The following is a 20,979-nucleotide window of genomic DNA, read 5'->3' as shown; positions in this document are numbered from 1 at the left end:
GTTATGAACGAAAAAGCTTTGCTATCTTATTTAACACATACAAATGATTTTATTTGGACTTATATTGTGATTGCTCTGTTACTTGGTGTTGGGGTGTACTTCACATATAGAACACGCTTCCTGCAAGTAAGAATGATCAAAGAAATGTTGCGTGTCCTGAAGGAAGGAAGAAAAGAAAAAGAGGGAATATCACCGTTCCAAGCATTTGCCATCAGTATGGCAGCACGTGTAGGGACAGGGAATATCACAGGGATTGCTATCGCTATTGCCATTGGCGGCCCTGGCGCAATTTTTTGGATGTGGATCGTAGCCATTATTGGATCTGCCTCAAGTTTCGTTGAAAGTACACTAGCTCAAGTATATAAAGTAAAAGACAAAACAGGCTTCCGCGGTGGACCTGCTTATTACATGGAAAAAGGGTTAAACAAGCGCTGGATGGGGATTTTATTTGCGATCCTGATTACGATTTCTTTTGGAATCGTCTTTAATGCGGTTCAATCAAATACGATCACTGTCGCTTTTAAAAACTCCTTTGGTTTAGACCGTTTAACCGTCGGTATTGTGATGGCTGTCATTTTTGCAGCGATCATTTTCAAAGGAATCCAAGCGATCGCAAAGGCTTCTGAATACATTGTCGTTGTGCTTGCGGTTGCTTATATCGGAATTGCGTTCTTTGTCATTGTCACAAATATCACGGAACTTCCTGGTGTCATCAGCACGATTGTGAAACACGCCTTCGGTTTTGAACAGTTCGCTGGCGGTACGCTAGGCGGTGCCTTATTACAAGGAATTAAACGCGGTCTTTTCTCGAATGAAGCCGGTATGGGTAGTGCACCTAACGCAGCAGCAACAGCTGTCACCAGCCACCCTGTTAAACAAGGATTAATCCAAGCATTCGGCGTGTTAACAGATACGTTAATTATTTGTACAAGCACTGCCTTCCTTGTTCTGTTTTCTGATGCGTATAAAACAACAAACCTGCAAGGAATTGAATTAACGCAGGCTTCTCTTAGTCAGCACATTGGACCATGGGCCTCTGGCTTCCTTGCCATCATGATTTTCCTATTCGCGTTCAGTACATTGATCGGTAACTATTACTATGGGGAAACGAACATTGAATTCCTTGGAGCGAATAAAATTTGGCTGAACATCTATCGAATTGCCGTTATTGGAATGGTTCTGTTCGGTGCGGTTGCCACTGTTCCTCTCGTTTGGGGTCTAGCCGATCTCTTCATGGGACTCATGGTCATCGTCAACCTCATCGCCATTACCATGCTGTCTAAGGTCGCCTTCGCAGCACTGAAGGACTACACGAGACAGAAAAAAGAAGGCAAAGATCCTGTTTTCTATAAAAATGCCGTTCCAAACAATGAGAAAATTGAATGCTGGGACGATGAACCTGCGGCATTGAAAAAGAATCAAATCGGATAAATCAAAAAGCTCTGGTCAACTGATCAGAGCTTTGTTTCTTTATGTCAAAAATTCAAGTATAAGTTTGTTGACGACCTCTGGTTTCTCATGATTGATCCAATGAGAGGCATCATCGACAAAGATCAGCTGGCCATTTGGACAGATCTTGATCGTTTCCTTCGCCAGCTTTCTGCTTAAAAATTTGTCCTCCATCCCCCAGATCATGCGAACAGGGACGAGAATTCGTTTGGAAATCGGCTTTTCAAAGCCGCCTTTTTTGATGGCTCGATACCAATTCAGCATTGAGGTCAAGGCGCCTGGCTGCGTCCAAGCGAGCTTGTAGCTTGAGACATCTTCCTTCGTGAACAAATGCGGTCTTGCCGTCAGCCCAATGGCTTCATCCAGCTTTTGAAAGTGATTTTCTTGAAGTGCTGCCTCTGGAACATTCGGAAGCTGAAAAAAAGCGATATAGGAGCTTTTCTTCCACTGCGGCGGATAAAAAGGAAGAACCTTCATCATCACCCGCGGATGCGGCATATTGACAATGATTAATTTCTCGACATATTGAGAACGGGTTGAAGCCAAATGCCAAGCAACAGCTCCGCCCCAGTCATGTCCGCCGACAATCGCCTTTTGGTTCGGGCTCAGCGTCTTGATCAAACCCACAATATCATCTCTCAGTTTATCTAATACGTAGGATTCGACTCCTTCTGGCTTGTCACTTAGATGGTAGCCTCTTTGATCAGGAACAACAACACGATAGCCTGCCTCAGCCAAGGGGATGATTTGATTTTTCCAGCCGTACCAAAACTCAGGAAACCCGTGGAGCAGCACAAGCAGCGGGCCATTTTCCGGTCCAGCCATTGCTGTATGAAGTGTTACACCATTTGTTTGGATTGATTGAAACTCAATTTGTTCCATTCCTTTGCCACCCTTCTCCTTGTCCTTTTATTCTTCCAACATAGCATATTTTCCATTTTTCAGAAAATAAAAACACTCACAAAAAAACCTTCACACTAGTGAAGGTACAGATTGTTGACAAAGGGCTAAAATGATCTTGATTTTAGCCCTTTGTCTTCTTTTCAGCGTGATAGAAAACCTTTGCAGTCTAGGAAGGGCGAGTACCGGAGCTGAAACTTCACACTCGTGAAGGTCTTCGTCTATTTCATATAATTCAGAACCCAGATCAACCCATTTTTCCGGTCCTGTACTTGTCCGTGAAGTGCGCCAAAGAAGGTATCCTGTAATTCGACCAGTACATCTCCATCAGCTTCCAGCGCTTCATAGACAGCCTTTAGTTCTTCTTCATTGTCAAACTGCATGATCAACCTGAGATTCTCTGGCTTTGGCGTGCGTCCAAATGTATCTGAAAAATGAAGCAGTGATTCCCCAAGATGCAATTCAGCATGCAGGACACGGTCCTGATGTTCATTTAAGATCTGAATATCCCCACCAAAAATCCCTTGATAATATTGAAGAGATTCTTTCACATCTTCTACAACAATATAAGGACTAACACTTATCATATCCCTCATCCTCCTCTTGTTCCGTCCATCATCTCTTTTATAGCTTATCCCAAATCGTATGAAAAAAGGCACAAATCGTCAACGGATTTGCACCTTTTTCTCATGAAGATTTCGCTAATTCACTGTGTTTGTTTGAATACGCTGCATACATGACGACACCGATTAACAGCCAAACCCCAAAGTAAAGCCATGTCCGGCCTGGTAAGTTGAGCATAAGGAACAAGCAGCAGCCCATTGATATAATCGGCAAAACCGGCACAAAAGGAACCCTGAAGCCCCTCTCAAGCTGCTGATGTGTCTTTCTCAAAATAAGCACAGATAAACTGACCATGGCAAACGTTAATAACGCACCGATATTCGCTAAGTTGGACAGATCCTTCAAATCAATAAAGCCTGAAATAACAGCTGTCATTCCGCCAATCATCCATATGCTAGCAACAGGCGTATCACTTTTGTTTGTTTTTGAAAACACTTTAGGCAAAAGTCCGTCTCGGCCCATCGCATAGGCAATTCGAGTTGCCGCATAATTATTGGCGAAAATCACAGCCATCAATCCAATGACCGCACCAACCGAAATAATACCAGCCACACTATTTTGATGTACACTTTGCAGAACATATGACATAGCCTCTGTGACATTCAGCTGTGTATAGTGCACCATGCCTGTCATGACCAAACAAACGACAATGTAAATGATCGTACAAATAAGTAATGAACCTATGATCCCAATTGGCAGGTTCCGCTGCGGATTTTTCACCTCTTCTGCTGAAGCAGAAATTGCATCAAACCCTAAAAAGGCAAAAAACACAGCAGCAGCACCGGCAATGACACCTTCTGCGCCAAACGGCATAAACGGCTGCCAATTGGATGGCTGTACATAAAAGCCGCCTACTACAATGAAAAGAACAATAATACCGAGTTTCACAAACACCATGATATTATTAAATTTTTTACTTTCCTTCGTTCCTCTAGATAAGATCCACGCAATCAGTAAAGCAATGATAATCGCCGGCAGATTCATATATCCGCCTTGCTCCGGCCCCGCTAAAAATTGATGCGGAATCGAAATTCCAAATCCCTCGAGCAGGCTGTTGAAATAACTCGACCAGCCGCTGGCAACAGCTGAAGCAGTCAGCATATAGACAGATAATAAGGTCCATCCCATTAAATGGCCTACAAGCTCGCCCATGGTCGTATATGAATAAATGTATGCACTGCCGAATACAGGAAGCGCTGAAGCCATTTCTGCATAACAAAGTGCTGCCAAACTGCACACAATGGCTGCAATCGCAAAGGAGAAAATGACAGCCGGTCCTGCATCTTTAGCCGCTGTAATACCAGTTAACACCATAACCCCTGTACCAATCACTGCCCCTATACCAAGAAGCGTGAGATCGAGCCCGCCCAGCGTTTTCTTTACCTTTTGCTGTCTGCTCTGTTCCAACAAATCGTGAATGTGTTTCTTACGAAGAATATGTCGCAAACCCTTTCCCTCCAAAACGTTAGAAAAACAAAAAATCATTCAAATTTCATTATAGCAGAATAGGTACTAAGCATTCACAACCAATTCACGTAAATCTTTCTTCATGATTTTACCAAGCTTGTTTTTTGGCAGCTCACTGATGAAATGAATGGATGGCACTTTGTAATCTGCCAAACGTTCCTGACAATAGTTCACCACATCTTCTTCGCAGAAATCGGCGGATTCGTCTTTTACGATATATGCACTTGGCACTTCACCATATAATTCATCCGGCACCCCGATGACAGCTGATTCAATCACACCTGGAATTTGTTCAATGACTTCTTCTACTTGATCAGGATAGATATTATCTCCACCGTATAAAATCACATCTTTGTATCTGCCTGTGATAAATAGAAACCCGTCTTTATCTAGATAGCCTGCATCTCCCATATGGAACCAGCCATCTTTGAGCACCTTCGCAGTAGCATCAGGCTGATGATAATAGCCTAAGAAATAAAATGGGCTTCTCATGACGACTTCGCCAATTTCTCCAACTGGCAGTGTTTCCTCAGTCTCAGGATGAACGATTTTCACTTCTACATCTGGATCCACTTTACCAGCAGAGCCCATTTTATCCTCGCCCATCGCAGGGTGCCACGCACTGACAACCCATGCTTCCGTGCTTCCGTAGCCATGCATCATCTGAATGCCTGCTTCTTTGTAGTCCTTAATCAAACGGACCGGCACCTTCGTACCGCCAGAAATCGCAATTTCAAAGGATGAAAGGTCATACGAACCGCGTTTCATTTCTTCCAGCATGTACGTATAAGCTGATGGGAAAGCCATCATGAACGTTATTCTTTCTTTTTCGATCGTTTCTAAAATGCGCTTCGGTGTTGCATCATGTAAGAAAACTAGCGTATACCCCTCAATGGCAGCGGCGATCAGATGATTAATTGAACTCATATGATAGAGAGGGTGACTCGCCAAGTACCGTTTCCCTTTCAAGTCAAATCCTCGATTCCCGCGTCTTGTTAAAAATTGATAGATTCGTCCATGTCCGACCATACAGCCTTTTGGATTCCCCGTTGTCCCAGAGGTAAATAAGATCATCGCTAGATCCTCTTCTGTTACCTCTTCCGCAAGATCACTGCCATCATTTGAAGCCAATATGTCTTCAAACAGCTGCGTTGTTTTCGCATTTACACCAGATTCCACCATGAGACAGTTGTCTAAAGACACATTCACCGCAGCAATCATGTCACGGAATTCTCGGTCAAAAAATAAAGCCTTTGGCTCTGCTTTTTTCAAAATACCTTCCAGCTCAAACGAAGTAAGCTGCCAGCTAAGCGGAACTGCGACTGCACCTGCTTTAATGGCTGCCAGCATAATCGTTGAAAAGTGATGATGGTTTTGACAAATAAAGCAAACGCGGTCACCTTTTCGAATTCCTTTTTGATGTAAGTAATGAGCAAGCTGGTCGATGCGTTTTGCATATTCTTCAAATGTATAAGACACCCCTCCGCCAGTTACCGCCTCAATTTGTGAAGAGCGTTCCATTCTGTCGTTGAGTAATGCCTGTAAAGTATTCAATATCTTCATCTCCAAACGTTTGATTTCCAATAGCCAATTTCCAGCGAATTGGGTTGGCAGATTTTATCTCATTCACATTCTAAAATAAAAACAGCTGAAAGTAAAATCATTTCATTTTGGAATTGTTCTTTATATTAATTGATAATATAGGTAATTTTATAGCCGTCTTCCATTTTGGTTTAAATCATGTTGATTATTATGATAAGATAGACCTAGTAATTGATCGGAAATGCGAATGCAATAGGAAAAGAGGTATGGAGAATGCAACATTTCGAGCTAGAGGCAAGTTTGTTAGACCATGCACTGACAAAGTATTTAAAAGCGACGAAACAAATAGATGAAGAAAATATTCCGAAAAACGTCACGAATGTTAAAGGGTTTATTTTACGTATCATCTACCGCCATCAATCATGTACTGTGAAAAATATTCTGCAGGAAGTTTCATTATCTCCCTCTGCAACAACAACCGCTCTCAATCACTTAGAAGACGAAGGGCTGATCATCCGCTCTCGAAATAATAATGACCGCCGTACTGTGTGGATTGAACTCTCTGAATCGGGTGAACAAATTGCTAAACAAATGATCGACAATCGCCAGCTGCTTGTGAATCAATTGTTCAACCACCTTTCAGAAGAAGATAAAAAAACATTTTTTGAATTAATCGAAAAAATGATGGACGAGCACACATTAAAGGCTTAGGAATACTCCTAAGCCTTCTTTTTTTATGGCTTTAAAACGACCTTTATACAATCATCCTGTTTGTCATTGAAGATGTGGTACGCATGAGCAGCTTCATCTAATGGCAATTTGTGAGTAATAATCGCTCTAGGATCAATTTCACCGCTTGTCACTTTTTGATAGAGCTTTGACATGTATCCTCTCGCCGGGGCTTGGCCCATTTTCAGGGTGACGTTTCTTGCGAAAAAAGCGCCTAATGGAAACATGTTGTACAGGCCGCCGTACACACCCGTCATCTGCACTGTTCCACATTTGCGAACGGCTTTTGTGGCAATTTGAATGGGTCCGATCGTTCCGCCTTGCAGCTTGAGTTTTTGCTCAATTTTTTCAAGCGGCGACTTCTTTCCGTCCATTCCCACACAATCAATCACAACATCGGCTCCGCCCTTGGTGAGCTCCTTTAACGTTTCTCCCATGTCGGGATCTTCTGTAAAATCAAAGACCTCCACGCCGCTCATTCGTTTTGCATGCCGCAGGCGGTAATCAATGTAATCGACGGCAATCACACGTTCTGCCCCTTTTTGCCAAGCAAATTGCTGCGCCATTAACCCAACAGGACCACAGCCTAGCACGATGACCGTATCGCCTTTTTTCACACCTGCGTGCTCTACGCTCCAATAGGCGGTTGGCAGGACATCTGATAAGAAGAGCAATTGTTCATCCTCCAGCTCACAATCCTCTGGAATCTTAAACGGGGTGTAGTTGCCAAAAGGTACACGTAAATACTCTGCCTGTCCTCCGGGATAGTTCCCATATTTCTCACTATAGCCAAAAAGCCCACCCGAATCGTAGTGCGGGTTTGAGTTGTCACATTGGCTTTCTAAGTGATGATCGCAATATTGGCATTTACCACATGCAACAGTAAATGGAATGACGACACGGTCTCCCTTTTTTACGGCTGTGACATCCGGGCCAACTTCCTCCACAACCCCCATTGGTTCATGCCCAATTACATAGCCGATTGGAAGCGGGAAATTCCCCTGATACAAATGTAAATCTGATCCACAAATTGCTGTTGATGTAATACGTATGATCACATCTTCTCGATCTTGAATCGACGGTGCATCTACTTTCTTCACTGCAATGCTATTTTTCCCTTGATAAGTAACAGCTCTCACATGCACTTCCTCCTTTAGCTCAAATCATCTTTACATAGCTTCACCTTGAATGAATGGTTCATTCATCAAATGAGCAATTTATGTGGAGGAGGCAAAAAACAAAAAAAGCCTGTCGATTGTTTCGACAGACTCATGATGTTGTGTAACGCGTTACACAGTTAATCTTTTTCGACAAAAAACAAATCATATTGAGTTGAAGTCTCCCGATCGAACATGAAGTTCCCTTCTTGAATAAAATAAGGACATATACTTGGGCTTGGAGATTCTTCAAACTGTTCATACACCTGCTCAATTTCTCCTGGAAGCAGCAAAACCAACATTTTATTTGAATGAGACACAAATTCATAAGAGTGAATCGTATCCGGCGGGATATAGGCAAAGTCACCCGGCATCAAGCAAATATCCTCTCCGTTCAAATGAAGGTTCATCTTCCCTTCAACACAATAGATTGCTTCTGTATGAACTTGATGATAATGCGGCGGGAAATATTTCTCCTTCGCTCCTTCAACCACAAAATGACTGAATCCGCCTCCTGTTGTTTCTACTGTTGCAATCAGCTCATGAATCTGGCCATCAATGATGTATTGCTTCCCTTCACCAGCCTCTAATACATAAGGCTGTACCTCGTGAGGAAGCTGACTATGAAATAAAACGGAGGGCCTCGTTGTATTAGACAGTTCTCTGATTCCATGCATCAGGATGATATCGCTTTCTTTTTCAGCCTGCTGAAAACTGGCTGCATCGAAAGCATGATGAGTCATAGACCATTCATTCTGAAAAAGCCTCTTTCCAATTTGCTGATAGACATCTGTCATTTTTCCGCCCAGCGTATATGAAATAAATCTTGTTTTATGACTATGCATTCTGTAGCCATGAATCGTTTTGGGCGGGATATGAATATAATCAAAGGCTGTGGCCATGTATTTTTTACCGTCCAGCATCACTTCAAGCTTTCCTTCCAGCACAAAAATGGTTTCAAATAAGTGCTCATGACAGTGCAGCGGGAAATATGCTCCTTTCCCACCTGTGATTAAGGCAAGCTCAAACAGCTGATTCGTTTGATTTGCTTCTGCCAGCATATGAACAAGCTGATTCTCCAGCCCATACAGCTTTCCGGAACCAGACACGGTATAAAAAGAGGTACCTTCGGATTGCTTCATCGATTGCGGTTGCTCCGACATCCCATCACTCCTCATGACAAATTGACTATCTATATTATATAGACCAATTGATATAATAGATAGACAATATGCGAGAGATTTTACTCTTCTCGCATAAATAAGTGTCTAAGGTAACTTTTTACGTGTTCTAAAGGGGTCGTTTGTTTGAGTGCAGTGGTCATCGATAAACCCCCGATGACCATTGAGTGAAGAAGAGAAGCCAGCTCTTCTGCTTTGTTTTCTTCATACCCGCTGTTCATTAGCTTTTCTTTTACAAGCTCCTGCCAGCGGATCATTTCTTGTTTGCATGCAGCATGAAGCTGCGCGTTTTCAGGCTTGGACTCTGCCGCCAGCAAGACAATTGGAATTCCTCTTTCACTTTCTTTCTCCATAAATCCTCGAATGATCTTTGTCATAAAACGATCGATGGCGATATATGGGTCATCCGAATAGGCAAAGCCTTCTTCAATTTGATTAATGACCTTTTGACTAATGTGTTCAACAGATGCAATAGCCAGCTCTTCTTTTCCATTTGGAAAGTAATAATAAAGAGAGCCTTTAGGTGTGCCGCTCTCTCTGATAATTTGATTCAATCCTGTCGCATGGTACCCCTGTTTACGTAAAAGAAGTGCTGCCGTTTGAATGATTTTGTCCTTCGTACTCACGTGTGACACTCTTTTCCCTCCATAGACCAAAGTCGCTTATCATGCGTTATCGATTTAATTGACTAGTTCCTTTCCAAATCGAGGATGTCTCCATTTCCGCCGCAAGCCTGAGCAGCCAGTCCTCTTTTCCTTTAGGTGCTGTCACCTGTACCCCTAAAGGCATGCCCGCGCTAGTCAGATGAACAGGAACACTCATTGATGGCTGACCTGTTAAGTTGGCAAGCTGTGTAAATGGGGTGTAGGTCAAGCTCTTGAGGAACATGTCATAAATAAGATCCTGCTGTGCTTGCATTGAAAGGGATGACACACGTAAAAGTGCGGCTGTTTCCTGATCTGAATGCATAAGCTCACCTACCTTTGGAGCTGAATAGGCAGTAGCTGGTGTCACATAGAGATCGTAGGTTTGATGAAATGATGCCATTTGTGCAGCAGCCCGATCCCACGCATCAAGACTTTCTGTATAAGCAGCAGCGGTCACATTCTTGCCAGCCTCCGCCAGCACCCATGCCACGATGTCCGTTTCCTCCGGCTTTACTGGACGCCCTAACGAACGAGCCAAGGAAGTGAATAACGCAGACATTTCTCCGCTGTTCATCACGTAATATTGCTGCATGAGATGAACCCCATCAATTTCTGGCTTGGCTTCTTCTACTTGATGACCCTGCTCACTCAACCATTTCACTGTCTGCTGAACCGCCCGCTTCGCCTCCTCACTGACCTTCGTGCCAACTGGAGATTCTACGCTGTAAGCAATTCGCATAGAAGATGTACGTTTCGCCAGATCCTCTTGGTAACTGCCATCGTATAACGGAGTTTGGAAAGCAGCTTCAGGTTGAATGACTTGAAGTAGATCAAGAAGGGCTGCACTGTCCCGTACTGTTTTTGTGAGTGTAAAGTCGATGGAAGCCCCTTGCCACTGCCTTCCTGCGCCTGGGCCTACCGGCGTTCTTCCCCGCGTGGGCTTAAGGCCGAACAAACCGGTAAAGGATGCTGGGATCCGGATGGAACCACCGCCATCACTTGCTCCGCCAGCAGGTACAATGCCGCTTGCAACAGCTGCTGCTGTCCCGCCGCTTGAGCCGCCCGGAGAATAGTCCGTATTCCAAGGATTTCTCGTTGGACCATGTAAAGCAGGCTCCGTCACATTTCTTAAACCGAATTCCGGTGTATTTGTATGTCCGATCATGAGAAAACCAGCCTGCTTCAACCGATCAACAAAGTGCGAATCCGAATTTGCTTTTACATCCTTTAACAGCAAAGCTCCTGCTGTCAGCGGTTCATTTTTAATCCCTTGCGATATATTTTTCAGCACAAACGGAACACCAGCAAATGGCTGATACTCATGTAACTCCTTGATGTCTTTTAAAACTTGTTCTTGTCTCGTCCGTATCACAGCGTTTAGTTCTGGATTGACCTCATTCAATCTATCAAATGCAGCCTGCATAAGCTCCTCGGGCTTTACCTGCTTATTCTGCACAAGTGCTGCCAAGCCAGCCGCATCATACGTCATATACTCTTTTACGTTCATCAGCATGTCCTTCTTTCTCTTATCATGATGTCTCTATTGTCTACTAGAATTCTATGAATTTCAATTTCAGGTTACTTGTAAAAATAACTTTCTGAACAAGACGACAATTCTACTATCCCATCCCTCTGCTTTCTCCGATATAATAGAGAAAAAAAGACCGAGATCATCGGATGAGAGGAGCCACGCATTGAAAAGGAAATTACTTATCGTCATTGCGTTTCTTCTTGCGTTGACAACTGCATTGCCCTTCCATTCGCAGGCAGCTGCACCGCCAAAAGAAACAGATGTCATCATCGTCTATAAAAATCAAAAAGGAAAACAAACAGCGATTGAGGAAAGTGAGAAAGTGAACGCACAGTACATACATCTTCCCGCTGTCGCTGTGACAGCAGATGAACAAGCGGTCACCTCACTCAAAAATGACCCAAACATCGCTTACGTCTCAAAAAACGTAAAGGTTAAACTCGCGGCTTCTACTGTGAAGAAAACAGCCGCTGCTACTAATCAGGATGCATTGGTACAAAAATCTTACAATCTGCAAAAACTAAATATCAAGCAAGCAATTAAAGAAGGCGTCACTGGTAAAAATGTAAAAGTAGCCGTTTTAGATACTGGCATTTTCTCACACGAGGATTTAAAGGTATCCGGCGGTAAATCATTCGTGAACTACACATCCTCTTATAAAGATGATGAAGGACATGGCACACATGTCGCCGGCACGATTGGTGCGCTTAATAACGATTATGGAACAGTCGGCGTCGCTTCCGGTGTGAAGCTGTATGCTGTGAAAGTGTTAGATAAAAAGGGAGAAGGCGACCTGTATAGTCTGCTTCGAGGCATCGATTGGGCGATTACCAACAAGATGGACATTATTAATTTAAGTTTAGGCTTTGAAGACAATATCCCCATCTTGCGTTCAGCAGTAGATGAAGCCTATAAAAAAGGACTGCTCGTGGTTGCTGCAAGCGGAAATGATGGAAAAAAGAATCATATTAGCTACCCTGCCGCTTACAATAGTGTCATTGCCGTTTCTGCAACGACTGACAAAGACAAACTTGCGTCTATCTCGAATACAGGGAAAGGGATTGAATTTTCTGCCCCTGGCGAGAACGTCATCAGCACTTATTTAAAAAATGAATATTGGTATGCAACGGGGACATCACAAGCTGCACCGCATGTCACAGGAATGCTGGCACTGTTAAAACAGCTTCATCCGAAGAAAACAAATGCACAGCTTCGCACTTTATTGCGCAGCTATACAGTGGATCTTGGTGCAAAAGGGAAGGATCCGCAATTCGGCTATGGCCGCGTGCAATATGTGCCGCAATCCACCTTTTTAAAGGCTGCGGCCAGTGCTGTCAAAAAAGCCGAAACATCTAAAAAGCAGGCAGATGTCAATCAAGCCAAAACGAGAATTGGCCGGCTCACTGCAAGCAAGCAAAAAACAGCACTCACAGAACGGGTGAAGAAAGTCCAAGCAGCCATTGATATCCGCTCGGCACGTGCAAAGGTCAAAGCAGCCGAAAAGAACAAAACACAGAGCGCTATTAAAAGTGCTCAAACGGCCATCAAAAAACTAAACAAAGGCAAAGAAAAAACAAGCCTGCAAAACCGGCTTGACAAAGTAAAAAAACAAGTCGCTTATCAAAAGAAAGTGACAGATGCTAAACAAAAGGTCAAAAAAGCAGAAGCCAAACGAACAAAGAAAACAAAAGCAGCGGCTCAAAGCGCTGTCAAACAGCTAAAAGCCTCCAAAACAAAAACCAATTTACAAAAACGATTAAACCGTATTAAGGTCTAACAGAAAAAACGATTCCTTTCAGCGAGGAATCGTTTTTTCTATTTCAACATCGGCTCAAACAAGCTGTGATGATATTTCCCTTCGGCATCTGCCCTCACTTGATCGAGAATGCTTTCTAACGAAGCCGTCACGCTCTCTAATGCCCGCCGTACTGTACCGTGTTCAAAATCCGCTAAACTCTCCGGCAATTCATCTTCATCCAGCACAAAGACATCACCATTCGGAAGAATGAGAAGATCAATAATGAGGTCTTCAAACATGACCAGCTGCCCGTTGAACTGTGTATCTCCCACCATATTCAAATAAGATCCTAGTTCCTTCCCTTGATCATCTCTCCAGAAATATATGTTATAAGGACGATCCTTCCAATAATAGGCGGTCGTATAGCTCCCTTTTGGAATGGTTAGAGCACCCTCACCTGCCCTCATCGTAAACGGTTCTTCAATCTTGTGAAACAGCACAGCCTGCTGCTCCTTTGTGTCTAACAGCTGACAGGTATGTTCCACAACTTTTTGATCGTATTTGATTTTTCTCTCGATGACTTTATCCCAACGATCCGCATGCAGCGAAAACAACATGTCACAACTCCCTCTAAACATCTCGTTTCTTTCCAGTATACACCGATTTTTTTGAAGAAATAAAGGATTGCCTCATTTACTTATGGAAGACCTATGATGAGGTGGAATAAATGAACGGAATCACGATTCTTGAAAATTTTACACAGCTTGGACAAATCATTCTCATGATTTGCGGCTATGTCCTTTATTGGCAGCTGGTGAAAACGAAGAGAGAACGAAAGCTGTCTCCTTACGAGCGCATGTTAAAATTCTTTGTCATGTTCGGTTTCATCTCGTGGGTGGTATCCTATTGGGCGCTGGCACTGTGGGCGTAAATTGAAAAAAGGAAGAGCTGTCCATGGAGGTAAGCTCTTCCTTTTGCTGCACATTATATTATGAGCCTGCCGGCTGTTCTTTCTTGATCACATATTGATAGCTCTTGACATGTGTCCCATTTTGGTTCACAAATTCTTTATCAAGCGCACGCTCAAAGCCCATTCTTTCATATAAGCGAATGGCGGCCTGCATTTTATCAGATGTATGAAGATACAGGACATTTTCGCCCCATGATTGCGTCAGTTCAATACTTTTACGCAGCAATGACTCTGCAATGCCTTTTCCCCTCACATCGGGATCTACTCCTAAAAACCGGACGATGGCTGATGTAATGCCCATTTCGGGTTTATCATACGCTTGCTCTGATGAGCGGAACATTTGAAGCGTCCCTACGACTTTGCCGCCAAGCTCCGCCACAAGCATCAGCTCCATGTTCGGATTATCTACAGCTGCTGCAAGCGCGGCAGAATAATTTTGCCAGCCTTCCTCTGTAAATTGAGGCTCATACTGTGCATAGGATTTGATCAGCACGCGTGTGATAGCCTCATGATCTTCTTTGACTGCTTGACGAATGATCAGCTCTTGCTGCTTCATGTCAGCACCTCCTGCTCTCTATTAGTGGATATACGTATCATGCAATCACTGCATGCGATCACCTTACTCTTTTCTCTACTCATTCAATGTAAAGAGTCTCATTCGAAAGATCAATCATTTTGCACGAAATCATCTTTGAAAAATTTTCATTGAAAAGGAACGCTTGATTCATTATGCTGTGTTGAGGAAGTATACGAGGAGTGTTGTCATCATATGAGTTCTTTATCTTATCCCCAAGAATCGAAAAAAAATCGATTTCTCCTTGCCGCATTGCTCGGATCTTTAACCGCCCTTGCTCCGCTGGCAATGGATATGTATTTACCTGCTTTACCTAATATCGCCCGTGACTTTGAAGCAAGCACGGCGTTGTCTCAATTAAGTCTGATGGCTTGTCTCATTGGACTGGCGCTTGGCCAGCTGATTGCAGGCCCGATCAGCGATACGATCGGCAGAAGAAAACCGCTGATGATTGGCTTGACCATCTTTATTGCGGCATCCCTTCTTTGTACAGTGGTCACATCGATTTGGACGTTCATTCTTCTTAGATTGATTCAAGGACTTGCTGGATCAGCAGGCATTGTCATTGCACGAGCCATCGTACGAGATCATTATGAAGGATCAGAAATGACGAAATTCTTTGCATTGCTGATGTTAGTCAATGGGGTTGCTCCGGCAGCGGCACCTATCGTGGGCGGACAAATGTTACGGTTCACGACGTGGCAGGGTGTGTTTGTTCTTCTAGGAATCCTCGGAGCGCTAATGCTCCTAAGATCAATGTTTTCATTGAAAGAAAGCTTACCTGCGGAACGCAGACAGACTGGGGGCTTCAAACAGATCCTAGGTGCGATGAAAATTCTAGCGAGCGATCGTCTCTTTGTTGGATATGCCCTATCACAAGGTCTAGTCTTCGCAGCGATGTTTGCCTATATTTCTGGTTCACCGTTTGTGCTTCAAGATATTTTCAACCTTTCTCCACAAGGATTTAGTGCGGCCTTTGCGGTAAATAGTCTTGGGATCATCACGGCTGGACAAGTATTTGCCCGAGTTGCTGCGAAAATTGGTGAAGAGAAAGTCCTTCGCATTGGATTGCTGACAGCTGCATTAGGGGGAGTCACTTTATTTTTCATGATCTCAATTGATGCAGGATTGTACGGTATTCTGATTCCACTGTTTTTTGTTGTCTCAAGCGTTGGAATTGTCGGCACCTCTGCCCCGTCTCTTGCGATGCAGCATCACGGAGCGCATGCAGGAAGTGCAGCTGCACTGATCGGTGTGGCGCAAATGCTGCTAGGCGCCTGCATGACACCTCTTGTCGGACTAGCCGGAAGCCAAACAGCCTTTCCAATGGGTCTGATCATTATGCTTTGTGATCTAGGCGCACTTTGCTGTTATTTCTTCTTTGTGGCCCGAGCGAAAAAAAGACCCGAATAAGCGGGTTTAAAGACTATTGACAAAGGGCTAAAATGATCTTGATTTTAGCTCTTTGTCTTCTTTTCAGCGTGATAGAAAACCTTTGAAGTCTAGGAAGGACGAGCATCGGAGCGCAGAACTGACAAAGAATGCGAAACACCATATATCATATACGGATACTGAGTTTCTACTGGCAAATCAATAGCTATCTCGCTAATTTAGGTCGCAATTTAAAATTGCGTCTGAAGAAAGAATATAGCGAGTTTTGATCTCCATTTTGCAGCTGTGAAGTTTAAAAGTCTCCTTTTACTTCTCTTTAAAGAAATATCATGGTATTTATCGATACACCCCTAACATGTCTAAGTACTTCATAAACATGTCTTTTTTTACAGCGCTCTTTTCTCTTTCCACAACTCTTCTGAATCATTACAAATTATATTCCCCACATAATTTTTGTGACCTCTACACCTTTTACTAGTGATTTAGAATTATTCTCTTAAAAGCAAAAACTATTAATAATGTCGATTGTACGGACAATAATTAGGTGTTATTACTCATTTTTGCAAAAATACCAAATAAGGAAGGTAAATGTAATATTTACATATAAATAGTTAAATGCAACAAAAATATTAAAGAGGAGGAAATTTTTATGTCTAAGAAGAAAAAATCATTCTTGCAATTAATATTGATTTTTTCCCTGATTTGTTTTAGTTTTTCTTCAACTGCAGGGGTTTCTGCGAAAGAAGGTGATTCTTCAATTGTTCCAATCAAGGGAGATGCTGCCGCTGAAATGGTCAATATAGCGCTTGATACTATAGAGAACGGGGGAGTTAAAGCTATAGCACCTGTAGATACATACGGATTGAAAAAATCCAGTGTTTATAAAGTGGGTGGTGGAGTTACAGCTGTTACAGTTCCTATAAATGGAGATTATAGCCTTCCTAGTAATATCACTCTTTTCATTGATGAGGATCATACCGTCTTACAGGCAAATGAAATGTTGGTGACAAAGAATGATAAGGGTAATTTCAAGGTTGAGACTTATGTGGATGGTTCTCTTGTAAAGTCAGTTGATACTGAGCTATCTTATATGTCAGATGAAGAATTACTTGCAGAAAATCCTCCTGAAATTCAAACACAGGGCGTAAAAGCAAAAGCAGCTTGCATTGCATCAGTGCTTGGAATTGGTAGTGGTGCGGCTTATTTAATTGCGGTTGGTTGTGCTGGTTCATGTGCAGCTCCAACGCCGGTTACTGCTCCAATATGTGCAGCATGTATTGGCGCATATGCAGTTCTTGGAGCTGGTGGGATGGGTGCAGTAGTTGCTTGTTTCAAATTGTGAGTCTGAGGGTGTTTCTATGAATAAATTATTAGCGATGTCAATATTAGGATTAGGAATTAGTGGTGCGGCTTTAGTTCTCTCGGTCTCTTTGTTATTCAAAGACCCAAACGAAAACTTTGTGCTGATGTTTGCTGCTGGTTCAGCTGGCGCATTCACAGTTTTCACTGTCTCATCCCTAGTTCTTCGAAAACGTTTGAATCACTTAAGTGATAAAAAGTAAATCCTCTCTAAGGGATAAATATACCTTTATAAAAACAGCCAGTTGTCGAAAATCTTTCGATGACTGGCTGTTTAGTTTCAATTGAATTCAGGTATTGTACAGTGACCTGTATTTCAATAACATTTTTACAATAAAAAAAGACACCAGAGGGATCATTCAACGGTAACACATTATAATGTTAGTACTTGACCTTCTTTCACACTTCAAGTGATTAGTTTGTCGGCCACTTCTTTCATTTTCGATTCTACTTCCTAAATACCATTTTTCTCGTTTAATTTAATAAAAACCCTTTTTCCCCATGAACTTGCATACATAAGGATAAGCCTTGGGTGTACCCGAAGAATATCTTTCATTACTAATCAAGTTATACTCGATTAGCATGTCAGTAATGATTTTTGGACTTTCTATTCCCTTTCCCATATAAGCCAGGATATTCTCCTTTTGGATTGTCGTTAGCTCACCAGTTTCAATGACTGAATCAAAGCTGAACAGATCTCGATCAAAATTAGTTTTATATTGATCATTCTCTTTGTACTGATGTTTCTGTTCCATTTCCAGTTTAATTTTTTTCATTTGCTTGTTGGAAAGAGATAAACCCAGTTTGACTTGTTTCTTCATATCTTCACTCATGCTTGGAACATAACCCAATTCATTCACCAAGGACCAAGTTAATTGTGTTCTTCTATTAGAAATTTCTTCAACCTCTTTTTGTATGGAAGCAAACTCTTTCTTAATTCGATTGACAACAGCTTTCTTCAATCCAATATGATCTTCAAAATGTTTTATTCCTAGCCTTTTGCTTTTACCAGTCTGGTTGTGTTTTACAATGTACTGATACCTTAATGGTCTTCCACATTCACACCGGGTATCTGAATTGACAAAACCATTGTCAATGTAATCAATGAGTACCCATCTGCCTATTAGTGATTCAAGCTTTAAACTAGAGTTCCCTTCGAACTCTTCCCCAGCCTGCACACTGTTAAAGGCTAATAATCTCTTTTCTCTTTCGTAGCTCTTAAGATATAGTATCTGTTCACTATTCAATTCCTCACTCATCACTATTCCCCTCCTCCCATGACTGCCTATCTTGGAATTCACAAAGTGTTTTATTTTGATAAATTCGTCGTCAAATTCAACTATCCCTTCTTGGTATTTAATCCTAACACCAGCAATACTAAAGTAAGTAAACAAACAAAAAAAGACAGGTTATCTGCCTTCAGTCAAGGCAGAATAAAAAAGAGCTTATGCAAGCTCTTTTTTTGTTGTCTTCATATTCTATAATTTCACTTTACAAGATCCATCATGAACACAGATTTGTTCACCTTAAATGTATTGGCAATCTTGCCAGGGTTTGTCTACACGCTGAGACCCGCATAAGCGGGTTTTTTCATTTATTATGGCTTGCTCCAATTGATGGTGCGGAACACGTTACTCTGGTCATTGTTGTGATATGCATCTAAATCAAAGCCTGATAGTCCAAAACCAATTGTCATGACAATTCCTCCGGCAACGGTGAAGATGATCCCCCATTTGATGCATTGCTTTTTTAAATCATTCACGTTCATACTCTCACGACCTTCTTTTTAAACATTCCCATGAATGCCTTAGTTGTTTGAATAGTCATTTGCACAAATAGCTTTGTCAAATACGCCGTGGCTATGCCGCTTAATAATCCGACACCTAATAGAAGAATACCAACGCCAACCTGCGTCACCACCACATGCAAACCGTCCTGAAAAATAAATGGAGAACCAATGATGCTCCAAAAACCGCCGAGCAGACCAGTAAGCGTCAATGCACCTGTCACGAGTGGAATGCACCAAATCACCATATACACAGAAAGAATCAGCAGGAAGACTGTTGCTAGAATACTGCCCCATAACGGAAAGCCTAAAATGAGAATGGAGAGTCTTGTGGCTTTTTCTCCAAACGTCGGCACCTGAACGGTTTTTATACCTTGTTCCTTCATAATCCCTTCAGCGATCATAGCAGGCTGTCCGACTTGCTGAACCGCTTCCTGTTCACTATAGCCATCTTCCTGATAATCCTCAATCATTTCATCGTAGTATTCGATAAACCGATCACTGTCTTTTTCGCCTAGAAGATGCAGATGCTTCTTTAGGCTGCTCAAAAATTCTTTTTTATTCATTGCCCTGTCCTCCAGAAATAAAGTCGTAAATCGCCATCACCTGATCCCATTCCTCTAAAAACTGCGCCATATGCTCCCGCCCGCTTTCTGTCATGCGGTAGTATTTTCTTAATCGACTGTTATGTTCCTGGGAATAGGTCTCCACATAATTGTTTTGCTCTAAACGCTTTAAAATCGGATACAATGTCGATTCTGAAATCTCAATACAATGGGACATATCTTTAATGATTTGATAACCATAGGAATCGCCTTTCTTTAATACCGCCAGTACACAAAATTCCAGTAATCCTTTTTTTAATTGTGCATTCATGTTTACAACTCCTAACTATTTATACTATACATTACATAGTATTGTGTGACAAGAGGTATAGAGAATAAAAAAAAGACCCTTTTTAGGGTCTTTTCATTTTTATATATTCACAAATCCTTCTCCGAACACATCGCGTACGTCATGGACAACAACGAATGCGTCTCGATCTATTTTCTTAATAATTTTCTTAAGGCGCATGAGCTCCTGCTTTTGAATGACCGCGTAAAGAATTTCCTTCGATTCCTTTGAATAATGACCGCGTCCGTTTAAAATCGTTACGCCTCGATCTAAGGTGTGATTGATTTCTTCCGCAATATCATCTTTGCATGAAGAAATAATCGTCACTGCCTTTTTCGTGTTAAGTCCTTCTATCACGAAGTCCATCACCTTTGTCGCCACGTACAGCATCACAATGGTAAACATTAATTTTTCCGCACCAATAATAAAATAGGAAGCAAATACAACGATCAGATCAAAGAACAAAATGGCATAGCTCACGTTCCAGTCTAAATACTTGTTGGCAATTCTTCCGAGAATGGCAGAACCCGCCGTTGTTCCACCTGCTCTGAGCACAAGACCAATCCCAATTCCGATGATAATTCCTGCAAAAATCGCTCCAATGATCAATTCATGAACATTCACGACCCATGTTGTGGTCAGGTGCAAAAATAGAGAGTTACTTGCGACGGCAACCACAGTATAAATCGTGGTCTTCTTGTCTAAATACTTATAGCCGACAAGCAGTAAGATGGCATTAAACACGAGGTTCGTCAGCCACGGTGCAATCTCAAACAAATAATAAAAAATAATGGACAGCCCCGTGACGCCGCCTTCACCAAATTCAAGCGGAATGACAAACATGTTCACTGCTGCGGCAAATAAAAAAGAACCAACTAGAATCATCGCTATATCTTTTACACATTTTTTCAATTTCTTCTTTCCTCCTTTTTTAAGCATATAAAAAACCCTCTTTCTGCACGAAAGAAGACAGTCGTTGGACAACATAAAAATCAAAAGACGGCGCCTTTTGATGAAGCTTTCTGAAATCAATCTTTCC

22 protein-coding genes are annotated in these 20,979 nt (G+C 42.2%); 7 read left to right on the top strand and 15 right to left on the bottom strand.

Annotation, left to right across the window (positions count from 1 at the left end; all coding sequences use genetic code 11):
• The first annotated feature begins 3 nt into the window (after positions 1-3).
• A complete protein-coding gene (locus AAYR28_RS01455; protein ID WP_024427211.1) occupies positions 4-1,431 on the top strand; it encodes an alanine/glycine:cation symporter family protein in 1,428 nt (475 codons plus the stop codon).
• Positions 1,432-1,470: 39 nt separating this feature from the next.
• Here the strand turns inward: AAYR28_RS01455 and AAYR28_RS01450 are convergent, their stop codons facing one another.
• The 4 genes from AAYR28_RS01450 to AAYR28_RS01435 form a co-directional block, all read right to left on the bottom strand.
• Entirely contained in the window at positions 1,471-2,331 is an 861-nt protein-coding gene (locus AAYR28_RS01450; RefSeq protein WP_034283180.1) for an alpha/beta fold hydrolase, read from the bottom strand.
• Positions 2,332-2,570: 239 nt separating this feature from the next.
• A complete protein-coding gene (locus tag AAYR28_RS01445) occupies positions 2,571-2,936 on the bottom strand; it encodes a VOC family protein (RefSeq protein WP_025092526.1) in 366 nt (121 codons plus the stop codon).
• A gap of 100 nt (positions 2,937-3,036) precedes the next feature.
• A complete protein-coding gene (locus AAYR28_RS01440) occupies positions 3,037-4,419 on the bottom strand; it encodes an amino acid permease (RefSeq protein ID WP_034283178.1) in 1,383 nt (460 codons plus the stop codon).
• A 66-nt stretch (positions 4,420-4,485) separates the two neighbouring features.
• Positions 4,486-5,994, bottom strand: a complete 1,509-nt coding sequence (locus AAYR28_RS01435; RefSeq protein WP_120208466.1) for a class I adenylate-forming enzyme family protein — start codon at positions 5,992-5,994, stop codon at positions 4,486-4,488.
• 261 nt (positions 5,995-6,255) lie between these two features.
• Here AAYR28_RS01435 and AAYR28_RS01430 point away from each other — a divergent pair, with 261 nt between their 5' ends.
• Positions 6,256-6,693, top strand: coding sequence for a MarR family winged helix-turn-helix transcriptional regulator (locus AAYR28_RS01430; RefSeq protein WP_012008812.1), 438 nt, complete (start codon positions 6,256-6,258; stop codon positions 6,691-6,693).
• Between the two features lie 23 nt (positions 6,694-6,716).
• Here the strand turns inward: AAYR28_RS01430 and AAYR28_RS01425 are convergent, their stop codons facing one another.
• From AAYR28_RS01425 to AAYR28_RS01410, 4 genes are all read right to left on the bottom strand, one after another.
• Complete coding sequence (locus AAYR28_RS01425) at positions 6,717-7,850, bottom strand: zinc-dependent alcohol dehydrogenase (RefSeq protein WP_098677766.1); 1,134 nt, start codon at positions 7,848-7,850, stop codon at positions 6,717-6,719.
• Between the two features lie 158 nt (positions 7,851-8,008).
• Complete coding sequence (locus tag AAYR28_RS01420; RefSeq protein WP_034283168.1) at positions 8,009-9,031, bottom strand: quercetin 2,3-dioxygenase; 1,023 nt, start codon at positions 9,029-9,031, stop codon at positions 8,009-8,011.
• Between the two features lie 80 nt (positions 9,032-9,111).
• The gene (locus AAYR28_RS01415; protein ID WP_258521793.1) at positions 9,112-9,684 is read right to left on the bottom strand and encodes a TetR/AcrR family transcriptional regulator; all 573 of its coding nucleotides are present in this window, start codon (positions 9,682-9,684) and stop codon (positions 9,112-9,114) included.
• Positions 9,685-9,721: 37 nt separating this feature from the next.
• Entirely contained in the window at positions 9,722-11,203 is a 1,482-nt protein-coding gene (locus tag AAYR28_RS01410) for an amidase (protein WP_034283336.1), read from the bottom strand.
• A gap of 187 nt (positions 11,204-11,390) precedes the next feature.
• Between AAYR28_RS01410 and AAYR28_RS01405 the strand changes: the two genes are divergently transcribed.
• Positions 11,391-13,004, top strand: a complete 1,614-nt coding sequence (locus tag AAYR28_RS01405) for a S8 family peptidase (protein ID WP_259455952.1) — start codon at positions 11,391-11,393, stop codon at positions 13,002-13,004.
• Between the two features lie 38 nt (positions 13,005-13,042).
• Here AAYR28_RS01405 and AAYR28_RS01400 read toward each other — a convergent pair whose 3' ends face one another.
• Complete coding sequence (locus tag AAYR28_RS01400; protein WP_162860207.1) at positions 13,043-13,582, bottom strand: DUF402 domain-containing protein; 540 nt, start codon at positions 13,580-13,582, stop codon at positions 13,043-13,045.
• A gap of 110 nt (positions 13,583-13,692) precedes the next feature.
• Between AAYR28_RS01400 and AAYR28_RS01395 the strand changes: the two genes are divergently transcribed.
• A complete protein-coding gene (locus AAYR28_RS01395; protein ID WP_034621634.1) occupies positions 13,693-13,896 on the top strand; it encodes a hypothetical protein in 204 nt (67 codons plus the stop codon).
• Positions 13,897-13,954: 58 nt separating this feature from the next.
• On the opposite strand, the gene AAYR28_RS01390 is transcribed toward AAYR28_RS01395, so the two are convergent.
• Complete coding sequence (locus AAYR28_RS01390; protein WP_345808911.1) at positions 13,955-14,491, bottom strand: GNAT family N-acetyltransferase; 537 nt, start codon at positions 14,489-14,491, stop codon at positions 13,955-13,957.
• Between the two features lie 213 nt (positions 14,492-14,704).
• On the opposite strand from AAYR28_RS01390, the gene AAYR28_RS01385 reads away from it, so the two are divergent.
• The 3 genes from AAYR28_RS01385 to AAYR28_RS01375 all read left to right on the top strand — a co-directional run bounded on the left by AAYR28_RS01385 (position 14,705) and on the right by AAYR28_RS01375 (position 17,463).
• Positions 14,705-15,922 carry a multidrug effflux MFS transporter gene (locus tag AAYR28_RS01385; protein WP_340899453.1) on the top strand — a complete coding sequence of 406 codons (1,218 nt, stop codon included), beginning with the start codon at positions 14,705-14,707 and terminating at the stop codon, positions 15,920-15,922.
• 628 nt (positions 15,923-16,550) lie between these two features.
• The gene (locus AAYR28_RS01380) at positions 16,551-17,243 is read left to right on the top strand and encodes a hypothetical protein (protein WP_197172481.1); all 693 of its coding nucleotides are present in this window, start codon (positions 16,551-16,553) and stop codon (positions 17,241-17,243) included.
• A gap of 16 nt (positions 17,244-17,259) precedes the next feature.
• Positions 17,260-17,463, top strand: coding sequence for a hypothetical protein (locus AAYR28_RS01375; protein WP_034283153.1), 204 nt, complete (start codon positions 17,260-17,262; stop codon positions 17,461-17,463).
• 276 nt (positions 17,464-17,739) lie between these two features.
• Here AAYR28_RS01375 and AAYR28_RS01370 read toward each other — a convergent pair whose 3' ends face one another.
• The 5 genes from AAYR28_RS01370 to AAYR28_RS01350 form a co-directional block, all read right to left on the bottom strand.
• Positions 17,740-18,519, bottom strand: a complete 780-nt coding sequence (locus AAYR28_RS01370) for a hypothetical protein (protein ID WP_098677762.1) — start codon at positions 18,517-18,519, stop codon at positions 17,740-17,742.
• 338 nt (positions 18,520-18,857) lie between these two features.
• Positions 18,858-19,028, bottom strand: a complete 171-nt coding sequence (locus tag AAYR28_RS01365; protein ID WP_167364606.1) for a hypothetical protein — start codon at positions 19,026-19,028, stop codon at positions 18,858-18,860.
• Entirely contained in the window at positions 19,025-19,612 is a 588-nt protein-coding gene (locus AAYR28_RS01360) for a DUF1700 domain-containing protein (protein WP_070326637.1), read from the bottom strand. Before AAYR28_RS01360 ends, AAYR28_RS01365 begins: the two co-directional genes overlap by 4 nt.
• Positions 19,605-19,922 (bottom strand): PadR family transcriptional regulator, encoded by a 318-nt coding sequence (locus tag AAYR28_RS01355; protein WP_024424392.1) that lies wholly within the window; start codon positions 19,920-19,922, stop codon positions 19,605-19,607. The genes AAYR28_RS01360 and AAYR28_RS01355 overlap by 8 nt, the downstream gene beginning before the upstream one ends.
• A 99-nt stretch (positions 19,923-20,021) precedes the next feature.
• On the bottom strand, positions 20,022-20,852 hold the full coding sequence (locus AAYR28_RS01350; protein ID WP_034283328.1) for a YitT family protein: 831 nt from the start codon (positions 20,850-20,852) through the stop codon (positions 20,022-20,024).
• Positions 20,853-20,979 lie beyond the last annotated feature (127 nt).

Source organism: Bacillus safensis (assembly GCF_039619585.1).
In the GTDB taxonomy this organism is placed as follows: Bacteria; Bacillota; Bacilli; order Bacillales; family Bacillaceae; genus Bacillus; species Bacillus safensis.
This window is presented reverse-complemented; position numbering and strand designations above follow the sequence as displayed.

Excerpts from the sequence above, each read along its gene's own strand:
- AAYR28_RS01455 (WP_024427211.1), top strand. The coding sequence starts at position 4 with ATGAACGAAAAAGCTTTGCTATCTTATTTAACACATACAAATGATTTT.
- AAYR28_RS01450 (WP_034283180.1), bottom strand. The coding sequence starts at position 2,331 with ATGGAACAAATTGAGTTTCAATCAATCCAAACAAATGGTGTAACACTT.
- AAYR28_RS01445 (WP_025092526.1), bottom strand. The coding sequence starts at position 2,936 with ATGATAAGTGTTAGTCCTTATATTGTTGTAGAAGATGTGAAAGAATCT.
- AAYR28_RS01430 (WP_012008812.1), top strand. The coding sequence starts at position 6,256 with ATGCAACATTTCGAGCTAGAGGCAAGTTTGTTAGACCATGCACTGACA.
- AAYR28_RS01420 (WP_034283168.1), bottom strand. The coding sequence starts at position 9,031 with ATGTCGGAGCAACCGCAATCGATGAAGCAATCCGAAGGTACCTCTTTT.
- AAYR28_RS01410 (WP_034283336.1), bottom strand. The coding sequence starts at position 11,203 with ATGAACGTAAAAGAGTATATGACGTATGATGCGGCTGGCTTGGCAGCA.
- AAYR28_RS01400 (WP_162860207.1), bottom strand. The coding sequence starts at position 13,582 with ATGTTGTTTTCGCTGCATGCGGATCGTTGGGATAAAGTCATCGAGAGA.
- AAYR28_RS01395 (WP_034621634.1), top strand. The coding sequence starts at position 13,693 with ATGAACGGAATCACGATTCTTGAAAATTTTACACAGCTTGGACAAATC.
- AAYR28_RS01390 (WP_345808911.1), bottom strand. The coding sequence starts at position 14,491 with ATGAAGCAGCAAGAGCTGATCATTCGTCAAGCAGTCAAAGAAGATCAT.
- AAYR28_RS01385 (WP_340899453.1), top strand. The coding sequence starts at position 14,705 with ATGAGTTCTTTATCTTATCCCCAAGAATCGAAAAAAAATCGATTTCTC.
- AAYR28_RS01380 (WP_197172481.1), top strand. The coding sequence starts at position 16,551 with ATGTCTAAGAAGAAAAAATCATTCTTGCAATTAATATTGATTTTTTCC.
- AAYR28_RS01375 (WP_034283153.1), top strand. The coding sequence starts at position 17,260 with ATGAATAAATTATTAGCGATGTCAATATTAGGATTAGGAATTAGTGGT.
- AAYR28_RS01370 (WP_098677762.1), bottom strand. The coding sequence starts at position 18,519 with ATGAGTGAGGAATTGAATAGTGAACAGATACTATATCTTAAGAGCTAC.
- AAYR28_RS01365 (WP_167364606.1), bottom strand. The coding sequence starts at position 19,028 with ATGAACGTGAATGATTTAAAAAAGCAATGCATCAAATGGGGGATCATC.
- AAYR28_RS01360 (WP_070326637.1), bottom strand. The coding sequence starts at position 19,612 with ATGAATAAAAAAGAATTTTTGAGCAGCCTAAAGAAGCATCTGCATCTT.
- AAYR28_RS01355 (WP_024424392.1), bottom strand. The coding sequence starts at position 19,922 with ATGAATGCACAATTAAAAAAAGGATTACTGGAATTTTGTGTACTGGCG.